16 protein-coding genes and 1 pseudogene are annotated in these 16409 nt (G+C 69.3%); 4 read left to right on the top strand and 13 right to left on the bottom strand.

Going from position 1 to position 16409, the window contains the following annotated elements:
• Window positions 1-8 precede the first annotated feature (8 nt).
• The 3 genes from LXT23_RS32250 to LXT23_RS32240 all read left to right on the top strand — a co-directional run bounded on the left by LXT23_RS32250 (window position 9) and on the right by LXT23_RS32240 (window position 3940).
• Complete coding sequence (locus tag LXT23_RS32250; RefSeq protein ID WP_253984210.1) at window positions 9-1433, top strand: sigma-54-dependent transcriptional regulator; 1425 nt, start codon at window positions 9-11, stop codon at window positions 1431-1433.
• A 77-nt stretch (window positions 1434-1510) separates the two neighbouring features.
• Window positions 1511-2542, top strand: coding sequence for a M23 family metallopeptidase (locus LXT23_RS32245; RefSeq protein ID WP_253984209.1), 1032 nt, complete (start codon window positions 1511-1513; stop codon window positions 2540-2542).
• Between the two features lie 96 nt (window positions 2543-2638).
• Complete coding sequence (locus tag LXT23_RS32240) at window positions 2639-3940, top strand: hypothetical protein (RefSeq protein WP_253984208.1); 1302 nt, start codon at window positions 2639-2641, stop codon at window positions 3938-3940.
• Between the two features lie 36 nt (window positions 3941-3976).
• Here LXT23_RS32240 and rsmI read toward each other — a convergent pair whose 3' ends face one another.
• The 12 genes and pseudogenes from rsmI to sucC form a co-directional block, all read right to left on the bottom strand.
• Window positions 3977-4807 (bottom strand): 16S rRNA (cytidine(1402)-2'-O)-methyltransferase, encoded by an 831-nt coding sequence (gene rsmI, locus LXT23_RS32235; RefSeq protein ID WP_253984207.1) that lies wholly within the window; start codon window positions 4805-4807, stop codon window positions 3977-3979.
• A gap of 9 nt (window positions 4808-4816) precedes the next feature.
• Entirely contained in the window at window positions 4817-5197 is a 381-nt protein-coding gene (locus tag LXT23_RS32230) for a YraN family protein (RefSeq protein ID WP_253984206.1), read from the bottom strand.
• 308 nt (window positions 5198-5505) lie between these two features.
• A complete protein-coding gene (locus LXT23_RS32225) occupies window positions 5506-7410 on the bottom strand; it encodes an AAA family ATPase (protein ID WP_253984205.1) in 1905 nt (634 codons plus the stop codon).
• Between the two features lie 107 nt (window positions 7411-7517).
• Complete coding sequence (gene rplS, locus LXT23_RS32220) at window positions 7518-7940, bottom strand: 50S ribosomal protein L19 (protein ID WP_253984204.1); 423 nt, start codon at window positions 7938-7940, stop codon at window positions 7518-7520.
• Window positions 7941-8060: 120 nt separating this feature from the next.
• Entirely contained in the window at window positions 8061-8804 is a 744-nt protein-coding gene (gene trmD / locus LXT23_RS32215; RefSeq protein WP_253984203.1) for a tRNA (guanosine(37)-N1)-methyltransferase TrmD, read from the bottom strand.
• Between the two features lie 77 nt (window positions 8805-8881).
• Window positions 8882-9436 (bottom strand): annotated as a pseudogene (rimM, locus tag LXT23_RS32210) (ribosome maturation factor RimM); the annotation flags it as partial.
• Window positions 9433-9729, bottom strand: coding sequence for a KH domain-containing protein (locus LXT23_RS32205; RefSeq protein ID WP_253984202.1), 297 nt, complete (start codon window positions 9727-9729; stop codon window positions 9433-9435). The pseudogene rimM and the gene LXT23_RS32205, both read right to left, overlap by 4 nt.
• A 21-nt stretch (window positions 9730-9750) precedes the next feature.
• Window positions 9751-10014 carry a 30S ribosomal protein S16 gene (gene rpsP, locus LXT23_RS32200; RefSeq protein WP_163988571.1) on the bottom strand — a complete coding sequence of 88 codons (264 nt, stop codon included), beginning with the start codon at window positions 10012-10014 and terminating at the stop codon, window positions 9751-9753.
• A gap of 87 nt (window positions 10015-10101) precedes the next feature.
• Entirely contained in the window at window positions 10102-11232 is a 1131-nt protein-coding gene (gene rlmN / locus LXT23_RS32195; RefSeq protein WP_253984201.1) for a 23S rRNA (adenine(2503)-C(2))-methyltransferase RlmN, read from the bottom strand.
• Window positions 11233-11428: 196 nt separating this feature from the next.
• A complete protein-coding gene (gene ndk / locus LXT23_RS32190) occupies window positions 11429-11866 on the bottom strand; it encodes a nucleoside-diphosphate kinase (RefSeq protein ID WP_253984200.1) in 438 nt (145 codons plus the stop codon).
• 41 nt (window positions 11867-11907) lie between these two features.
• Window positions 11908-12807 (bottom strand): succinate--CoA ligase subunit alpha, encoded by a 900-nt coding sequence (gene sucD, locus LXT23_RS32185; RefSeq protein ID WP_253984199.1) that lies wholly within the window; start codon window positions 12805-12807, stop codon window positions 11908-11910.
• A gap of 41 nt (window positions 12808-12848) precedes the next feature.
• On the bottom strand, window positions 12849-14009 hold the full coding sequence (sucC, locus tag LXT23_RS32180; RefSeq protein ID WP_253984198.1) for an ADP-forming succinate--CoA ligase subunit beta: 1161 nt from the start codon (window positions 14007-14009) through the stop codon (window positions 12849-12851).
• 323 nt (window positions 14010-14332) lie between these two features.
• Between sucC and LXT23_RS32175 the strand changes: the two genes are divergently transcribed.
• Complete coding sequence (locus tag LXT23_RS32175) at window positions 14333-15427, top strand: S41 family peptidase (protein WP_253984197.1); 1095 nt, start codon at window positions 14333-14335, stop codon at window positions 15425-15427.
• Window positions 15428-15567: 140 nt separating this feature from the next.
• Here the strand turns inward: LXT23_RS32175 and sdhB are convergent, their stop codons facing one another.
• Window positions 15568-16374 (bottom strand): succinate dehydrogenase iron-sulfur subunit, encoded by an 807-nt coding sequence (sdhB, locus tag LXT23_RS32170; RefSeq protein ID WP_253984196.1) that lies wholly within the window; start codon window positions 16372-16374, stop codon window positions 15568-15570.
• Window positions 16375-16409: the final 35 nt, after the last annotated feature.

Genomic DNA, 16409 nt, shown 5'->3' with positions numbered 1-16409 from the left:
CACCGCTCATGACAAAGGTCCTGGTCATCGACGACGAGGTCAACCTTCGCAAGGTGCTGGCCGCCATGCTGCGCCGCGACGGGTTCGACGTCACCGTCGCGGAGAATGGTGAGCAGGGGCTCGCCGAGTTCCACAAGAACGGCGCGGACATCGTGGTGACGGACCTGGTGATGCCCAAGGTGGGTGGCATGGAGGTGCTGGGCACCGTCCGCGCCGCCAACCCGGACGTGCCCGTCATCATCATCACCGCGCACGGCACGGTGGACTCCGCGGTGGACGCCATCAAGGCGGGCGCGTTCGACTACATCACCAAGCCCTTCGACCAGGCGGAGCTGTCCGCCGTCGTCGCCAAGGCCGCCAAGACGAACGAGAGCGCGCGCCGCTCCGTCCGCCCGGACCTCAAGGCGCGGGCCGCCATCATCGGCGACTCGCCGCAGATCCAAGAGGTCTACAAGATCATCGACAAGGTGGCGGACACGCCCTCCACGGTGCTCATCACCGGGGAGAGCGGCACCGGCAAGGAGCTCATCGCCACCGCGCTGCACGGCGCGTCCAGCCGCCGCGACAAGCCGTTCATCAAGATCAACTGCGCGGCCATCCCCTCCACGCTGCTGGAGAGCGAGCTGTTCGGCTACGAGCGCGGGGCCTTCACCGGCGCCGTCACCTCCAAGCCCGGCCGCTTCGAGCTGGCCGACGAGGGCACCCTCTTCCTGGACGAGCTCGGGGAGATTCCGGTGGACATGCAGGTGAAGCTGCTGCGCGCGCTCCAGGAGGGCGAGTTCGAGCGCGTGGGCGGCATCAAGACCACCCGCGTGGACGTGCGCCTGGTGGCCGCCACCAACCGCGACCTGCAGGCGGAAATCGAGGCGGGCCGCTTCCGCAAGGACCTGTACTACCGGCTGGCGGTGGTGCCCATCACCCTGCCCGCCCTGCGCGAGCGCCGCAGCGACGTGCCCATGCTCGCGCGGCACTTCCTGGAGAAGTACAACAAGCGCCTCAACAAGAAGATCGAAGGCATCGCCGACGATGCCATGGTCATCCTCCAGGGCTACGCGTGGCCGGGCAACATCCGCGAGCTGGAGAACCTCATCGAGCGCGTGCTGCTCTTCGCGGATGGCCCGCTCATCACCGTGAAGGACCTGCCGGAGCAGGTCCGTCAGGGAGCAGGCGCCCAGGCGGGCGCCACCCAGTCCCCCTCCACGCCGGGCATGGAAGTCCCGGTGGGCGAGGTGGGCCTGAAGGACATCGTCCGGATGAAGGCCGCGGAGCTGGAGCGCGACCTCATCATGAAGAAGCTGGAGGAGACGGGCGGCAACGTCACGCGGGCCGCCCGCCTGCTGCAGATCAGCCGGAAATCGCTGCAGACCAAGATGAAGGAATTCGGCCTGCGCGACACCACACCCGACGGGCAGGAAGACGGGACCGACGAGTAGACGCCGGGGAGGCGGAATTCCCCCGCGCGCGCGTCGGTTCCGGGCCCGCCCACTCTTCACAAACTCAGGGAGCTTGTATGCGGCCGAACCTTCCCACCCTCGGTGCCCCACCGAAGCGCAGTTCCTTCGGACCGGTGGTCGCCGTGTCACTCATCCTCGGCGGAGCCGCCGGCGGCGTGTGGTGGTGGAAGCAGCGCATGGCCCATGCCACGGAAGGCGCCGCGCAGGCCGCTCCGGTGGCCGCTGACGCCGGAGCCATCGCCGCGGCGCCCGCCGCCCCTCCCGCGCCCGTGGACCCGGTGAAGGCCGCCGGCCTCGAGCGCGCCTCGGTGCGCATCGACGGACCGCTGGAGACGGCGCTCAACGGCGCGGTCGGCGCGGACATCGGCCCTGCCCTGGCGCAGGTGGTGACGCGCACCCTGGTGTGGTGGGTGGAGGTGCCGGGGGAGATCCTCCGTGGCGACACGCTGGACGTGCTCTACCAGCGCCGCGAGAACGAGGAGCCCCTGGTGCACGCCGTGCGCTTCACCAGCGGCAAGCTGGGGAAGACGATGAGCGCCTACCGTCACCAGCCCGAGGGCGAGGCCAACGCCCGCTACTACCTGTCCAGCGGTGACGAGCTGGAGCTGCGGCTGGAGAAGTCGCCCATCGACAGCTACGAGCAGGTGACGTCCCTGCTGCGCGACGGCCGCCGCCACAAGGGCGTGGACTTCCGCACCCCGGTGGGCACGCCCATCAAGGCGCCCTTCAACGGCGTGGTGAAGCGCAAGAACTGGAACTTCGGCAGCAACGGCAACTGCCTGGAGCTGGTGGAGAGCGGTGGCCGCGGCCGGCGCGCCCTCTTCCTGCACCTGGACGCGGTGGACAAGAACATCAAGCCCGGCACGCGCTTCACGGTGGGCCAGGTGATTGCGTCCAGCGGCAACACGGGCCGCTCCTTCGCGCCCCACCTGCACTATCAGCTCATGACGCAGGATGACCGCGTGCTGGACCCCTTCGACCAGCACAAGACCTACCGCCGCGCACTCTCCACGAGCCAGAAGTCCCTCTTCGAGAGCGAGGTCCGGCGCCTGGATGGGCTGCTCGGGACCTCCCTGGCCGGCAAGTAATCGCCACCCGTTTCTTGACACTCCTCCGACGGCGCGGCTAGCTGGGAGCCCCCGGGCCTTGCCGGAAGGCCCGGGTGATTCGTCGTCGGAGGTCGGATGCACAGGCTTCGCGCCGTACTCACCGCGCTGACACTGGGCGCGCCGTTCGCCGCCAGCGCGGCGGACATCACCCGGATCGCGTCCTCTTTCGAGGATGACGACCCGTTCGACCTCTTCATCGACGTCGGCTTCGAGCGCACCCAGACGCGCGCGAAGATCATCCGTGAGCAGGTCGGTCCCGTGGCGGAAGGCAGCACCAGCCGGGACGTCGCGGGGCTCTGGTACAAGGGCGTGGACGCACGGCTCAACCTGGAGCTGTCCTTCGGCCTGTACCGGGACCTCGAGTTCTCCTTCAAGCTGCCGCTGGTCTTCCAGCAGAACGAGCGTTGGGACTACACGTCCAATTTCTCACCGTCGGTCAACGGCACCTGCGTCAACGCGGACGGCACGCCCATCGGTGGGTGCTCACTCGAGGGCGGCGCCGCCGGAAGGGCCCTGTTCGGCATGCCGCAGGAGAGCTTCCGCGGAGGCCTGGGCAACGTGCACTTCGGCCTGGCCTACGCCTTCTTCAGCCAGGAGAAGGACGTCACCAAGCCCACGTGGATTGTCGGCCTGGACTACGAGGCCCCCACCGCGAAGCAGCGCGACCCGAGCGTGGACACCACGAACCCGGACAACCGGGGCAACGTCGGTGACCGCGTCCACAAGTACCAGCTCTACACGTCCTTCTCGCGCCGCATGGGCGTGGCCGAGCCCTACTTCAAGGCCCACTACACCATCCCCGTGCGCGGCCCGGGCATCTACTCCAACTGCGACCAGGCGGACCCCGAACTGCTCCCGGATGCTCAGAACCTGGGCGCTCAAGGCAACTGCTTCACGGGCCCGTGGACGCGCAAGGAGCTGGGCATCAAGGCGCCGTCGCAGGGCGGCATGCTCTTCGGTATCGAGCTGGTTCCCTTCGACAAGCCGGAGAAGGGCCAGCGGTTCGCCCTGGACTTGCGCACCATCGGCAACTACGTGGGCCGGGGCCGGTACTACAACGAGCTCAGCTCGGCGCTGCGCAAGCTGCTCACCTCCGAGGACTACTTCCAGGTGGGCGGCATGCTCGGCGTCAACGCGCGCGCGGCCGAGTCCTTCACCATCCGCGCCGCCGGCACCTTCCTCTACAACACCGACCACACGCTCACGTCCGAGGACATCGGCAAGGACGTGAGCGGCGACGGCGATGTGGACGCAGATCCCGGCTCGCCGGAGCTCAACCCCAGCTTCGACTGGCGCTATGACCTGGTCTCCCGCCGCTTCCGCGCCGTGGAGAGCACGTCGTTCCGCTTCGACCTGAGCGCGACGTTCAACTTCTAGCGGCCGTGGGCGCGTGAGGGGCCTTCCCTCCGCGCCTCACCGCTTCAGTGATAGGCCCAGCCGGTAGACGTCCTGACCGGCCCAGCCCGCGCGGCGGGCCAGCTCGGTGCTCAGCGCCTTGAGCTTCTCGCCGCGCGACAGCCCCTCCTCCAAGGCCCGCTTCAGCTCCTCCTCGGACCAGCGGCGCTCGCCGGTGCGGCCTTCCACCAGCACCACAACCTCGCCCCGGGGCTCCTCCGCCGCGTAGCGGGCCGAAAGCTCCGACAGCGTGCCCCGCGCGAACTCCTCGTGCAGCTTCGTCAGCTCGCGCGCCACGCATGCGCGCCGGTCGCCCCAGGCGTCCAGCAGGTCGGGCAGCGTCTCACCCACCCGGCGCGGAGACTCGTAGAGGACCAGCGTGGCGGACAGCTGCGCCACCTCCTCCAGCATGGCCCGGCGCTCCGCCCCCTTGCGCGGCAGGAAGCCCAGGAAGTGGAAGCGGCCCGTGGGCAGCCCGGACGCACTCAGCGCCGCCACCAGGGCCGTGGGGCCCGGAATGGGCACCACCGTCACCCCGCGCTCCAGCGCCTCGGCCACCAGACGCTCTCCCGGGTCGCTGATGGCGGGGCTGCCCGCGTCCGTCACGAGCGCGCAGTCCTCGCCCTCGACGATGCGGTCCAGGATGCGCCCGGCCCGCTGCCCCTCCGCGAAGGCCGGCAGGCTCACCAGGTCCTTCCCGCCGATGCCGAAGTGGTCCAGCAGCACCCGCGAGTGGCGCGTGTCCTCACAGGCGATGAAGCGCACTGTGCGCAGCGTCTCCAGCGCCCGCGACGTGACATCCCCCAGGTTTCCGATGGGCGTGGCCACCAGATAGAGCGTTCCAGCCATGGTGTCCTCTCACATGCCCGCGTCGAAGGCGCCGGGGATGTGCTCCACGGTGGCACGCTCTCCGCGCCCCACCACCGAAATCACGTCGAAACGCATCATCCGCTCGCCCAGCTCGTTGGCGAACAGATAGTGCAGCGCCGCCTTCACCACCCTGCGCTGCTTGGCGAAGGACACGGTGTGCGACGGGTCTCCCCACACCGCGGTGGAGCGCATCCGCACCTCCACGAAGCACACGGTGTCGCCCCGCTCCGCCACGATGTCCAGCTCCCCGTAGCGGCACGTCCAGTTGCGCGCCAGCACGCGCCACCCATCCGCCTCCAGGAGCGCCACCGCCGCCGCCTCCGCCGCGTCCCCGTACTCCCGCCGCTTCCCCGCCTCCATCCGTCCCATCCACCCTCCCCGGCGGTCCTCCCAGGAGGAGGCTCCCGCCACGTCGCCCGATGCCTGTGCCCCTGCCGGCCCTCCACCGTGGAGGCAACCCGCCAGGTTACCTGACACCCTAGCGACGCCCTCTGACATCAAGGCAACCCGTCGGGTGGCGCGACAGCCTGCGGCCACCCGCTGACTCCGCGGCAACCTGTAGGACTGTCCGACAGCCTGGTGCCACCCGCCACCCGACGGATCGCCCCGGAAGCGTGCTTTCCGAGGAGACCCTACGTCGAGGGCGCCCTTCAAGGGCGGCACACCGCCGGCTCGCCCTACACGTTGACGGTGCCGTCCGCCATCTGCGCGAAGCCGGGGTGCCCCGTCACGTGCAGCACCTGCGTCAGCGTGCCCAGGTGCTTGAGCATGCGGGCGATGAGGGGCAGCTTCACCTCCTCCACGCCGGTGAAGACGTCCTCCAGCACGAAGGGGCGCTTCACGCGGGCGCTCGCCTTCTCCACCACCGTCATCCGCAGGGCCAGGTAGTACAGGTCCAGGTCCTTCGGCGGCAGCTCGCCCACGGGGATGCGCTTGCCGGCCGCGAGCACGAAGGCCCGACCCTCCTTGTCCCACTCGATGCCCTGATAGCGCCGGTCCGTCAGCGCGGTGAGGTACTGGAGGCACCGCTCCTTCAGCATCCCCTGCACCGACAGCACGTCCGTGGTGAAGACGTCCGCGGCCTGGGACAGCAGCACGGGGGACGGGTCCTCCAGCGCCTCCACCGGCGCCGGAGTGCCATCCGCGCTCGGCGCCGCGGGGGCCGGTGGCGCCTTGGCCAGGGCGATGGACTCCTTCACCCGGCCCATCTCCCGCTCCACCTCGCGGATGTCGCGCACGTACGAGCCCTTCTGCGTCAGCTCGGCGTTCAGCGCGTCCAGTTGCTCCTTCAATGCCTGCCGCTGCGTCACCGCCGCCACGAAGTCGGGGTCCGCCTCCATGGCCTGGAGCTGGTCCTTCAGCTCCACCACGCGCGCGCCCAGCAATTCCTTGCGCTCCAGGGTGGGCGCGATGTCCTCCAGGCTCTCCACGCCGAGCGCCTTCTGCGCCATGCGCAGCGGGGCGGCCTCGGCCTCGAACTCGTCGAGGATCTTCTTCTCGCGAGCGTCGAACCGGTTCTCCTTGCCACCGTGCCGGGACGCCTTCTGCACTTCGTCCACGTAGCGCAGCGCCATGAAGGCGGCCACGCCGAACGACGGGATGTTCAGCAGGGCCAGGTAGCGGAAGGTGCTGTCCACGCCGAAGCCCAGGCCCAGGCTCAGCCCCAGGAAGAGCACGCCAGCCCCGATGCCCGCCCAGAACACGCGGTTCTCCTTCAGGGACTCCACCTGCGCGGGCACCGCCTCCGCCTCCGCGTCGCGGTCCGCGTTCAGCCGGGCCAGTGCGTCATCCCGCTTCGCCACCACCTTGGGGTAGCGCTGCACGCGGCTGAGGATGTCCTGCGGCAGCCCGAGCGACTCCGGCGTGGGCGCCGCACGCCACGCGGCCTCCGCGTCGGAGATGGCCGCCTTCAGCCCGTCGGTGCCCTTCAGCCGTTGCTCGGCATCGAAGACCTGTGAGGACAGGCCGTCCACCTTGAACTGGAGCTGATCCACCTCGCTCGCGCCGACCAGCTCCTGCTCGAGCGCGCGCAGCTTCGCCTCGGCGGCGGAGATGTCCTCCGCGGGCATCACCGCGGGCGCCGAGGCCAGCGAGGGGAACTTCCCGGACGTCTTGGGGTCGACCTTCGTCGCACCGGCCGCCGGCTTGCGAGGCCTCCGCGAGGGCAGCTGCGCCGGCTGCAGGCAGTACACCTGCTCGAACGTCGTGCGCGGAGGAAGGCCCGCCTGGCCCCGGAGGAACTGGCTGATCTCCGACGAGTCCGAGGACACCAGCTCCGCCTGCTGCGTGGCCTTGTTCATCCGGTGCAGCGTCCCGGAGCCCCCCAGCTCGCGCAGCACGCGGTACGTCACCCCGTCCACGCCCACGAAGGTGAGGGCCGCCTTGCCCGTCTTCGCGCCAGGCGTCAGGAAGCTGGCGTCACCGCCGCGCCCGTCGGCGAAGAGCAGCGCGAGGGACAGGCCCGCCAGGGGACTCGCCTCGGCCGTGGGCGGCTTGAGGACGAGGTACCCGGCCTTGAGGGCAAACCGCCCCGCGGGCGAGAAGCCCCGGACGTTCTGGACGGCGACTTCGGCGAATTGCATGGCTCGCGCATGTTAGCGCGAATGAAAAAAGGAGCGCCCGGGATCGGACGCTCCTTTTCATGACACCCGGCCGGCCCGCGAGGGCAGGCAGGCGTTCCAGACGCCGACTAGGCGTTCTTGGGGGCCTTCGCAGCCTTCGCGGCCTTGGCGGCGGCGGACTGGGCCAGGCCAGCGGCCGTCGGCTCCTCCTGCACGTCCACGCGGGCGGCCTTGCCCTTGCGGTCGCGGAGGTAGAACAGGCGGCTGCGGTTCACGTCACCGCGGGAGAGGACCTCGATCTTCTCGTAGCGGGGGCTGTGGAGGGGGAAGATGCGCTCCACGCCGACGCCGAAGGACATCTTGCGCACGGCGAAGGTGGCGCGGTGCGAAGCGCCGCTCTTGCGGATGACGACGCCCTCGAAGGCCTGCACGCGCTCCTTCTCGCCCTCCTTCACCTTCCAGTGGACGCGCACGTTGTCACCGGGACGGAACTCGGCGACGTCCTGGCGCAGGAACTTGGCCTCGACGTACTGAATGGCGGCGTTACGCATGACGGACTCCGGAAAATCGGAAACTGACGCGCTGGGCGCGTGAAAGAGCGGGCCGTACTACCAGAGAGAGCGGTGTCGGACAAGCCCACTGATGAGCCAACCCGCTGGGAACGCTCAGGGTTACAGGTCTTCCTCCCGGCGGGCCAGCAGTTTCTGGTCGGCTGCTGATAGCTCCAGGCGGGCAAACAGGTCCGGACGGCGCTCCCGGGTGAGCATCAGCGACTTCCAGCGGCGCCAGCGGGCGATGCGGGCATGGTCCCCGGACTGGAGGACGGCGGGCACCTCGCTCCCCCGGAAGACGGGCGGGCGGGTGTAATGGGGGTGCTCCAGCAGCCCCTCCTCGAAGCTCTCGGTGACGGACGAGTCCACGTTGCCCAGCACGCCGGGCACCAGCCGCGCCACCGCGTCCACCACCGCCATGGCGGCCACCTCGCCCCCGGTGAGGACGAAGTCCCCCAGGGACAGCTCCCCGTCCAGGTGCGCCATCACCCGCTCGTCCACGCCCTCGTAGCGGCCGCACACCAGGATCAGCCCGGCCTCGTGGCGCACCAGCTCGCGGGCCGTGGCCTGGGTGAAGGCGGGCCCTCGCGGGCTCATCAGCAGCGCCCTGGCGCCAGGCAGCCGCGTCCGGGCGGCTTCAATCGCCGCCACCAGCGGCTCCGGCTTCATCACCATGCCCGCGCCGCCGCCATAGGGCGCATCGTCGGTGACGCGGTGCTTGCCCTCCGCGTACTCGCGCACGTCGGTGACGGTGGCGGACAGCAGGCCCTTCTCCTGGGCCTTCCCGAGGATGCTCGCCCCCAGGTATCCGGACACCATGCCGGGGAACAGCGTGAGCAGCTCCACCCGGAACGGCGTGCTCATTCCGGGGCCCCGGAGCCGTCGTCAGCACCGGCGTCCCCGGCGCCCTCTACGGAGTCCGCCTCATCGGCGGCGGCCGCCTCGGAGTCCGGAGCCCGGGGCCCCTTCTCGTGGCGCCCCACCTCCACGTACTCGGGAGGACGGATGACGATGCGACGGGCGGCGAGGTCCACCGTGGGCACGAACTCGTCCGCGAAGGGCACCACCAGCTCCGGGCGCTGGGGCGCGCGGATGACGAGGTTGGGCACCTCGCCGGTGGCCCAGATCTCCTCCACGAGGCCCAGTTCCGCGCCGGCCTCGTCCACGGCGGTGAGGCCCACCAGGTCGCCCTGGAAGAACTCGCCCTCGGCCGGGGGCTCCAGGTCCTCGCGGAAGACGAACACCTTGGAGCCGACGAGCGCCTCGGCGTCCTCGCGGGTCTCCACGCCCTCGATGACGACGATGTTCTCCTTGGGCGTGGGGCGCACGCCCTCCAGCCACACCTCACGCTCCTCACCGGAGCGGGTGCGCAGCAGGAGGCGCTCCACCACGTCGAGCGCATCCGATGCCGGGTCGAACGTGCGCACGGCCACCTCGCCACGCAGCCCATGCGCGCGTGCGACGTAGCCGAGCTCCAGGTGCGGCGAGGTCGTCACCGCGAGGCGTCCGGTGCGGCCGGCGGCGGTGCGGCGCCAGGCGCGCCAGCCGCGTTGCGCCGGTCGTCGAGAATCTCCAGGCGGACCTTCTGCCCGGCCTTCTGCGCAGCGGCATTGAGCAGCGTCCGGAGGGCATTCACGGTGCGCCCGTCACGGCCGATGACCTTGCCGACGTCCTCGGGGGCGACCTTCAGCTCGAAGAGCCGGGCGCCTTCCGCGTCGGAGATACGCAGGCTGACCTGGTCCGGTTGGTCGACCAGGGCCCGCGCCAGATAGGTAAGAAGCTGCTCCACGTCCGCTCAGCGAAGCGCGCTTCAGACCGCGGGAGCGGCCGGCTTCGCCTTCGCGGCGACCTTGATGAGGTCCGCGACCGTCTCGGAGGGAGTCGCGCCCGTCTTCAGCCAGTAGTTCAGCCGCTCCTCGTTGAACTCCACCTTGGGGGGCTCGAGGTTGGGGTCATACGCGCCCACGGCCTCGATGAACTTGCCATCCCGGGGGTTCCGGGAGTCGGTGGCGACCACGTGGTAGTACGGCTTCTTCTTGGCGCCCGCGCGGGCGAGACGGAGGACGACGGCCATTGAGTGCTCCAACGAACAGGTTACATCTGTGAGAAGGGGGGCGCTCTTACCGCCGCACCCGCTAGATTGTCAAGGAAGCTCGGGATGTTATGTCGTGCCCTCTACGGGGGCCTCGCCCTGGTTGGCGAGCTGTCCGCAGGCACCGGCGATGTCCCGACCCCGGTTCCTGCGGATGTAGGCTGCGATGTGCCCATCGGCGAGGATGGCGCGGAACTGCTCCGCCCGCTCCTCCCCGGTGGTGTGGAACCCCAGCCCGGGGTTCTCGTTGTAGGGAATCAGGTTCACCTTCACCGGGATTCCCTTCAGCAGCTCGATGAGCCGGTGCGCGTCCTCATCGGCGTCGTTGAAGCCCGAGATGAGCACGTACTCGAAGGTGATGCGGCGCCCCTGGCGCAGCGGGAACTTCCGGCACGCGTCCAGCAGCGCCGCGATGTTCCACTTGCGGTTGACGGGCATCGTCTTGCTGCGCTGCTCGTCGGTGCTGGCGTTGAGGGAGATGGCCAGCTTGACGTCCGTCTCCTGGCCGAAGCGCTCGATCATCGGCACCAGGCCCACCGTGGAGACGGTGATGTGCCGGTGGCTGAAGTTGGGCCCGTCCTGCGACTGGAGGATGGAGAGCGCCGTCTTGAGGTTCTCGAAGTTGTGCAGGGGCTCGCCCATGCCCATGAACACCAGGTTGCTGAGCGGGCGGTAGGTCTCCAGCCCCTCGTTCTTCCGGACTTCGCGGTTCACCGCGTGGACCTGGGCGACGATCTCCCCGGGGGTGAGGTTGCGCTTGAGCCCCATGGTGCCCGTCATGCAGAAGCCGCACGCCATGGCGCAGCCCACCTGGGTGGACACGCACAGCGTCTTGCGGTCCTCGGTGGGCATGTAGACGGACTCGATGAAGCGCCCGTCCCGCGTCTTCCACCGGTACTTGATGGTGCCGTCGGTGCTGCGCAGCTCCGTGTCCTTCACCAGCGGGACGATCTCCGCCTGGGCCTTGAGCTTCTCGCGCAGGGCCTTGGACAGGTCCGTCATCTCGTCGAACGAGGTGACGCCGCGCTGGTGCAGCCAGCGGTAGATCTGCGGCGCGCGGAAGGAGCGCTCCCCCAGCGTCTCGGTGACGAAGCGCGTGAGGCCTTCCAGCGACAGGCTGGCCACGTCCACCAGCTTCGCGGGCGCGGGAGCCGGCAGCGGCTCGGTGACTGGGAGGGTATTGGCGGAGGTCTCGGACATCGTCGTTGGGCTGTTAACGGAGGGCCCAAGGGCGTCCCTTCCCACACCTGGGCACGGCAAGTCAAAGGAGCGCACGCTCCCCTACCCGCCTGTTGGACGCTTCCAGGCCCTTCCCTGGAAGAACAACGGCCCGGGCCCACACCTTCACGGGCGTGGACACCGGGCCGGAGCGAGGCCTCGGAGGAGGCCCGGCTGCCTACTTCTGGTACGGGTACGGCTGGATTTCCGTCTCGCGGAAGAAGTACGCGATCTCGATCTTCGCGTTCTCCAGGCTGTCCGAGCCGTGCACCGTGTTCTTGTCGATGCTGGTGGCGAAGTCCTTGCGGATGGTGCCGGCGGCGGCCTGGGCCGGGTTGGTGGCGCCCATGATGTCGCGGTTGCCCAGGACGGCGTTCTCACCCTCCAGCACCATCAGGACGACCGGGCCGGAGATCATGAACTGCACCAGGTCCTTGAAGAAGGGCCGGGCCTTGTGGACCGCGTAGAAGCCCTCGGCCTCCTTCTGGGAGAGCTGCTGCAGCCGGATGGCGACCGGCTTCAGACCCTTCTCCTCGAAGCGGCTGATGATCTTCCCGATGACGCCCTTCTCCAGACCGTCCGGCTTGATGATGGACAGCGTGCGCTCGATGGCCATGTGACTGGCTCCTTGTTCTCGTTGGGGTTTGGCGCTGCGAATCAGCGCTTCTTGGGAGCGCCCCGCTTGAGGGCCTCCTGGAGGGTGGTGCCCAGCTCGGCGGGGCTGGCGGCCATCAGGAAGCCGGCGGCCTCCATGGCCTTCATCTTCTCGGTCGCCGTGCCCTTGCCACCGGAGATGATGGCGCCGGCGTGGCCCATGCGCTTGCCCGGGGGCGCCGACTGGCCGGCGATGAAGCCGGCGATGGGCTTGGTGAACTCGCGAGCGACGTACTCCGCACCCGCCTCCTCGGCGCTGCCGCCGATCTCACCAATCATGATGACCGCGTCCGTCTCCGGGTCCGCGTTGAAGAGCTTCAGCACGTCCACGAAGTCCGTGCCGTTGACCGGGTCCCCGCCGATGCCCACGGCGGTGGACTGGCCCAGGCCCAGCTGGGTGAGCTGGTGCACGGCCTCGTAGGTCAGCGTGCCGGAGCGGGACACCACGCCGATGCGGCCCGGCTTGTGGATGTGGCCCGGCATGATGCCGATCTTGCACTTGGCGCCCGGCGTAATCACGCCCGGGCAGTTGGGGCCGATGAGGCGCACGCCCGGCTTGCCCTGCAGGTAGCGCTTGGCGCGCACCATGTCGTTGACGGGGATGCCCTCGGTGATGGTGATGATGAGGGAGATGCCCGCGTCGGCGGCCTCCATGATGGAGTCGGCGGCGAAGGGAGGCGGGACGAAGATGACGGAGGTGTTGGCGCCCGCCTGCTTCACGGCGTCAGCCACCGTGTTGAACACGGGGACCTTGCCCTCGAAGTCGGTGCCGCCCTTGCCCGGCGTCACGCCGGCCACGAGCTTGGTGCCGTACTCCATCATCTGCTTCGAATGGAACGAGCCCGCAGAGCCGGTGATGCCCTGACAGACCACCTTCGTGTTTTCGTTGACGAGGATGCTCATGGCGCTCCTTCAGGAAGTTGTTGGCGACGGAGTGCGCCGGACTACTTGATGGCCGCGACGGCCTTCTCGGCCGCCTGTCGCAGGTTGTCCGCCGGGGTGATGGCAAGGCCGGAGTTGCGCAGCAGCTCCTTGCCCTTCTCCACGTTGGTGCCTTCCAGCCGGACCACGAGCGGGACCTGGAGCTTGACCTCCTTCGCCGCGGCGATGATGCCCTCGGCGATGACGTCGCACTTCATGATGCCGCCGAAGATGTTCACGAGCACGGCCTTCACGGCCGGGTCGGCGAGGATGAGCTTGAAGGCCGCGGTGACCTTCTCCTTGCTCGCGCCGCCGCCCACGTCCAGGAAGTTGGCCGGCGCACCGCCCACCAGCTTGATGGTGTCCATGGTGGCCATGGCCAGGCCGGCGCCGTTCACCATGCAGCCGATGTTGCCGTCGAGCGCGATGTAGGCCAGGTCCCACTCCTTGGCCTGCGTCTCACGGGGCTCCTCCTCGGCGAGGTCGCGGTACTCCAGCAGCTCCTTGTGCCGGTAGAGCGCGTTCTCGTCGAAGTTCACCTTCGCGTCGAGCGCCACCACGCCGCCGTCCTTCAGGATGACGAGCGGGTTGACCTCCACGATGGAGGCGTCCGTCTCCATGAACATCCGGTAGAGCGAGGAGCAGAACTGGACGAACTTGTTCACCGTGGGGCCGGTGAGGCCCAGGCCGAAGGCCAGCTTGCGGCCCTGGAAGTCGGTGAAGCCCACCGCCGGGTCCACCGCCTCGCGGAGGATCTTCTCGGGGTGCTTCTCCGCCACTTCCTCGATCTCCACGCCGCCCTCGCGGGAGGCCATGAAGGTGACGCGGCTGGTGGCGCGGTCCAGCGTCACGCCGAGGTACAGCTCCTGGCCGATGGCGAGGCCTTCCTCGATGTAGACCTTGTGGACCGTCTGGCCTTCCGGCCCGGTCTGGATGGTCTTCAGCTTCATGCCCAGCATCTGCTTGGCGAGGTCCTTCGCCTCGGCGGGGCTCTTGGCGAGCTTCACGCCACCGCCCTTGCCGCGACCGCCCGCGTGGATCTGGGCCTTCACGACGACCACGGGCGTGCCGAGCTGCTTGGCAGCGGCTTCCGCCTCGTTGGGCGAGAGCGCGAGGATGCCCTTCGGCGTGGGCACGCCATACTTCCGGAAGATTTCCTTGCCCTGGTACTCGTGGATCTTCATCGAGGCTCCGATTGGGACGAGGGAGACGGCCTTTACAGACAGGCGTCAGCGCGGGGCCCTCATTGCGCAGAAACCGACGGATGGCAAGGCCGTTTGACCCCGGCGGAACCGCCCCATGCGGTCCTGTGCACAGCAGATAACCAGGATTGTCCGCCAGAATGAGCCCGCCTTCACGGCCGTGAGGCGGCCCGCCGACGAGGACCCGTACCGCCCGGAACCCACTCCCCTCGGGGCTCGCCCCCGGGCGCCGGTATGGCGTGGAGCTCCTGACGTTTCATTCCCCGGGTGGCGCGTGCGTCCAGTTGCCCTCCCCTGGAGCCCTCATGTCCTTGCGACCGTGGCACCTGCTGTTGCTCTGCCTGCTCGTCGTCCCTGGCCTCGCCGCGGGGGCAGACGCACCGGCTGACGTGGTGCTGGACGCGAAGGCGCGCGGTCGCATCCTGGAGGCGGTCATCACCCAGGTGCGCACGCGCCACTACTCGACCGAGAAGGCCGCACTCGCGGAGCGGCTGCTGCGCTCGCGGGTCAAGCGCGGGGACTACGACGCCATCACCGGGGGCCGGCAGCTGGCGGACGTCCTCACCGAGCACCTCGTGCGGGACGGCCAGGACGCGCACTTCATCGTCATCTTCAGCCCCCAGCCCGTTCCGAAGAACCTGGGCCTGCCGTGGGAGCCCGCCCCGCCGGAGGTGCAGGCCTTCCGTGCCCAGCGCAAGGAGCGAAGGCGGAAGCTGGCCCACCGCGACGCGTATGGCGTCAACCGGGTGGAGCGGCTGGACGGCAACGTGGGCTACCTGCGGCTGACGAGCTTCCCAGAGGTGGAGTTCGGCGGAGACGCCGCGACGGCCGCCATGCGGCTGCTGTCCGGGACGGACGCGCTCATCATCGACCTGCGCGGGAATGGCGGAGGCGATGGGGAGCTGGTGGCGATGTACCTGGGCTGGCTGTTGCCGGAGCCCACCCACGTGCTCGACACGGTGTGGAAGGGCCGGGGGACGGAGCAGCTCCACACGCCCGCGTACCTCCCCGCGGGCCGGTACGGGGACAAGGAGGTCTACGTCCTCACGGACGGGCACACGTTCTCCGCGGCGGAGTCGCTCGCGTATGACCTGCAGGCCCGCAAGCGCGCGCGGGTGGTGGGCGAGCGGACGCGGGGCGGAGCCAATCCCGGCGTTGCCCTGCCCGTGGACGAGCACTTCGTCGTCGGCGTGCCCATGGGGCAGACGGTGCACGCGGTGACGAAGACGAGCTGGGAGGGCGTGGGCGTGAAGCCGGATGTGCCGGTGGCGGCCGAGGACGCGCTGCGCACCGCGCACGTGGCGGCGCTCACCGCGCTGGTGAAGCGCGCGACGGAGGCGGAGCAGCAGGAGGAGCTCCAGGCGGCGCTCGAGGCGCTCGGCGCCAGTACGAAGCCCTGAGCGGAAGCCCGGAAGCAGCAGGAGGCCTTCCGCGGGCTTCAAGTCCCGGGAGCCCCCCGAAACGGCGGCGGCCCCGCCCGGCGCCTCGAGAGGGACGCCAGCACGGGGCCGCTTCGCGACGACGGTGGAACGGGTGAGCGCTACCCCGGACCGCCGTGGCTCTTCTGCTCCTCTTCCTTGAAGAAGATGTCCTTGATCATCAGCTTCGTCACCTCGCGGTTCATCACCGCGATGGACGTGGTGAGCGGAATCTCCTTCGGGCAGACCTTCACGCAGTTCTGCGCCTTGCCGCAGTCCTGGATGCCGCCCGGCCCCATCAGGGCGCGGGTGCGCTCCTCGGAGTTCATCTTGCCCGTCGGGTTCATGTTGAACAGGCGGGCCTGGCTGATGGCCGCGGCGCCGATGAAGTCGTTGTCCTGCGTCACCTGCGGGCACGCCTCCAGGCAGCTTCCGCAAGTAATGCACGTGGACAGCACGTACATCACCGACTGGTCCTTCGGCGACTGACGCGGGCCTGGCCCCAGGTTGTGGGTGCCGTCGACCGGAATCCAGCCCTTCACGCGCTTGAGCGCGTTGAACATGCGCTCACGGTCCACGCTGAGGTCGCGCACCACCGGGAACTTGCTCATCGGCTCCAGGGTGATGGGGTGCTCCAGCTTGTCGATGAGCGCCGAGCAGGCCATGCGGACGCGGCCGTTGATGTTCATCGCGCAGCTGCCGCAGACCTCCTCGAGGCAGGCGGCGTCCCAGATGACCGGGGCGACCTTCTTGCCCTCCACGGTGACGGGGTTGCGCTGGATCTCCATCAGACAGGAGATGACGTTGGAGCCCTTGCCGTAGGGGACCTTGAACTCGTCGAAGTAGCCCGGCTTGCTCGGGTCCTCCTGCCGCCAGATGCGGAAGGTGACGGTCTTCGTGGTGACGGCGCTTGCCTGTGCAGTGTCCATGTGGCTCGACCCTTCACTTCCAGATCAGTTGAGGC

The organism is Pyxidicoccus xibeiensis, assembly GCF_024198175.1.
In the GTDB taxonomy this organism is placed as follows: Bacteria; Myxococcota; Myxococcia; order Myxococcales; family Myxococcaceae; genus Myxococcus; species Myxococcus xibeiensis.
The sequence above is the reverse complement of the archived record's forward strand: the minus strand, read 5'-3'. Positions and strand labels throughout refer to the sequence as shown.

Excerpts from the sequence above, each read along its gene's own strand:
- LXT23_RS32250 (WP_253984210.1), top strand. The coding sequence starts at position 9 with ATGACAAAGGTCCTGGTCATCGACGACGAGGTCAACCTTCGCAAGGTG.
- LXT23_RS32245 (WP_253984209.1), top strand. The coding sequence starts at position 1,511 with ATGCGGCCGAACCTTCCCACCCTCGGTGCCCCACCGAAGCGCAGTTCC.
- LXT23_RS32240 (WP_253984208.1), top strand. The coding sequence starts at position 2,639 with ATGCACAGGCTTCGCGCCGTACTCACCGCGCTGACACTGGGCGCGCCG.
- rsmI (WP_253984207.1), bottom strand. The coding sequence starts at position 4,807 with ATGGCTGGAACGCTCTATCTGGTGGCCACGCCCATCGGAAACCTGGGG.
- LXT23_RS32230 (WP_253984206.1), bottom strand. The coding sequence starts at position 5,197 with ATGGGACGGATGGAGGCGGGGAAGCGGCGGGAGTACGGGGACGCGGCG.
- LXT23_RS32225 (WP_253984205.1), bottom strand. The coding sequence starts at position 7,410 with ATGCAATTCGCCGAAGTCGCCGTCCAGAACGTCCGGGGCTTCTCGCCC.
- rplS (WP_253984204.1), bottom strand. The coding sequence starts at position 7,940 with ATGCGTAACGCCGCCATTCAGTACGTCGAGGCCAAGTTCCTGCGCCAG.
- trmD (WP_253984203.1), bottom strand. The coding sequence starts at position 8,804 with ATGAGCACGCCGTTCCGGGTGGAGCTGCTCACGCTGTTCCCCGGCATG.
- rpsP (WP_163988571.1), bottom strand. The coding sequence starts at position 10,014 with ATGGCCGTCGTCCTCCGTCTCGCCCGCGCGGGCGCCAAGAAGAAGCCG.
- rlmN (WP_253984201.1), bottom strand. The coding sequence starts at position 11,232 with ATGTCCGAGACCTCCGCCAATACCCTCCCAGTCACCGAGCCGCTGCCG.
- ndk (WP_253984200.1), bottom strand. The coding sequence starts at position 11,866 with ATGGCCATCGAGCGCACGCTGTCCATCATCAAGCCGGACGGTCTGGAG.
- sucD (WP_253984199.1), bottom strand. The coding sequence starts at position 12,807 with ATGAGCATCCTCGTCAACGAAAACACGAAGGTGGTCTGTCAGGGCATC.
- sucC (WP_253984198.1), bottom strand. The coding sequence starts at position 14,009 with ATGAAGATCCACGAGTACCAGGGCAAGGAAATCTTCCGGAAGTATGGC.
- LXT23_RS32175 (WP_253984197.1), top strand. The coding sequence starts at position 14,333 with ATGTCCTTGCGACCGTGGCACCTGCTGTTGCTCTGCCTGCTCGTCGTC.
- sdhB (WP_253984196.1), bottom strand. The coding sequence starts at position 16,374 with ATGGACACTGCACAGGCAAGCGCCGTCACCACGAAGACCGTCACCTTC.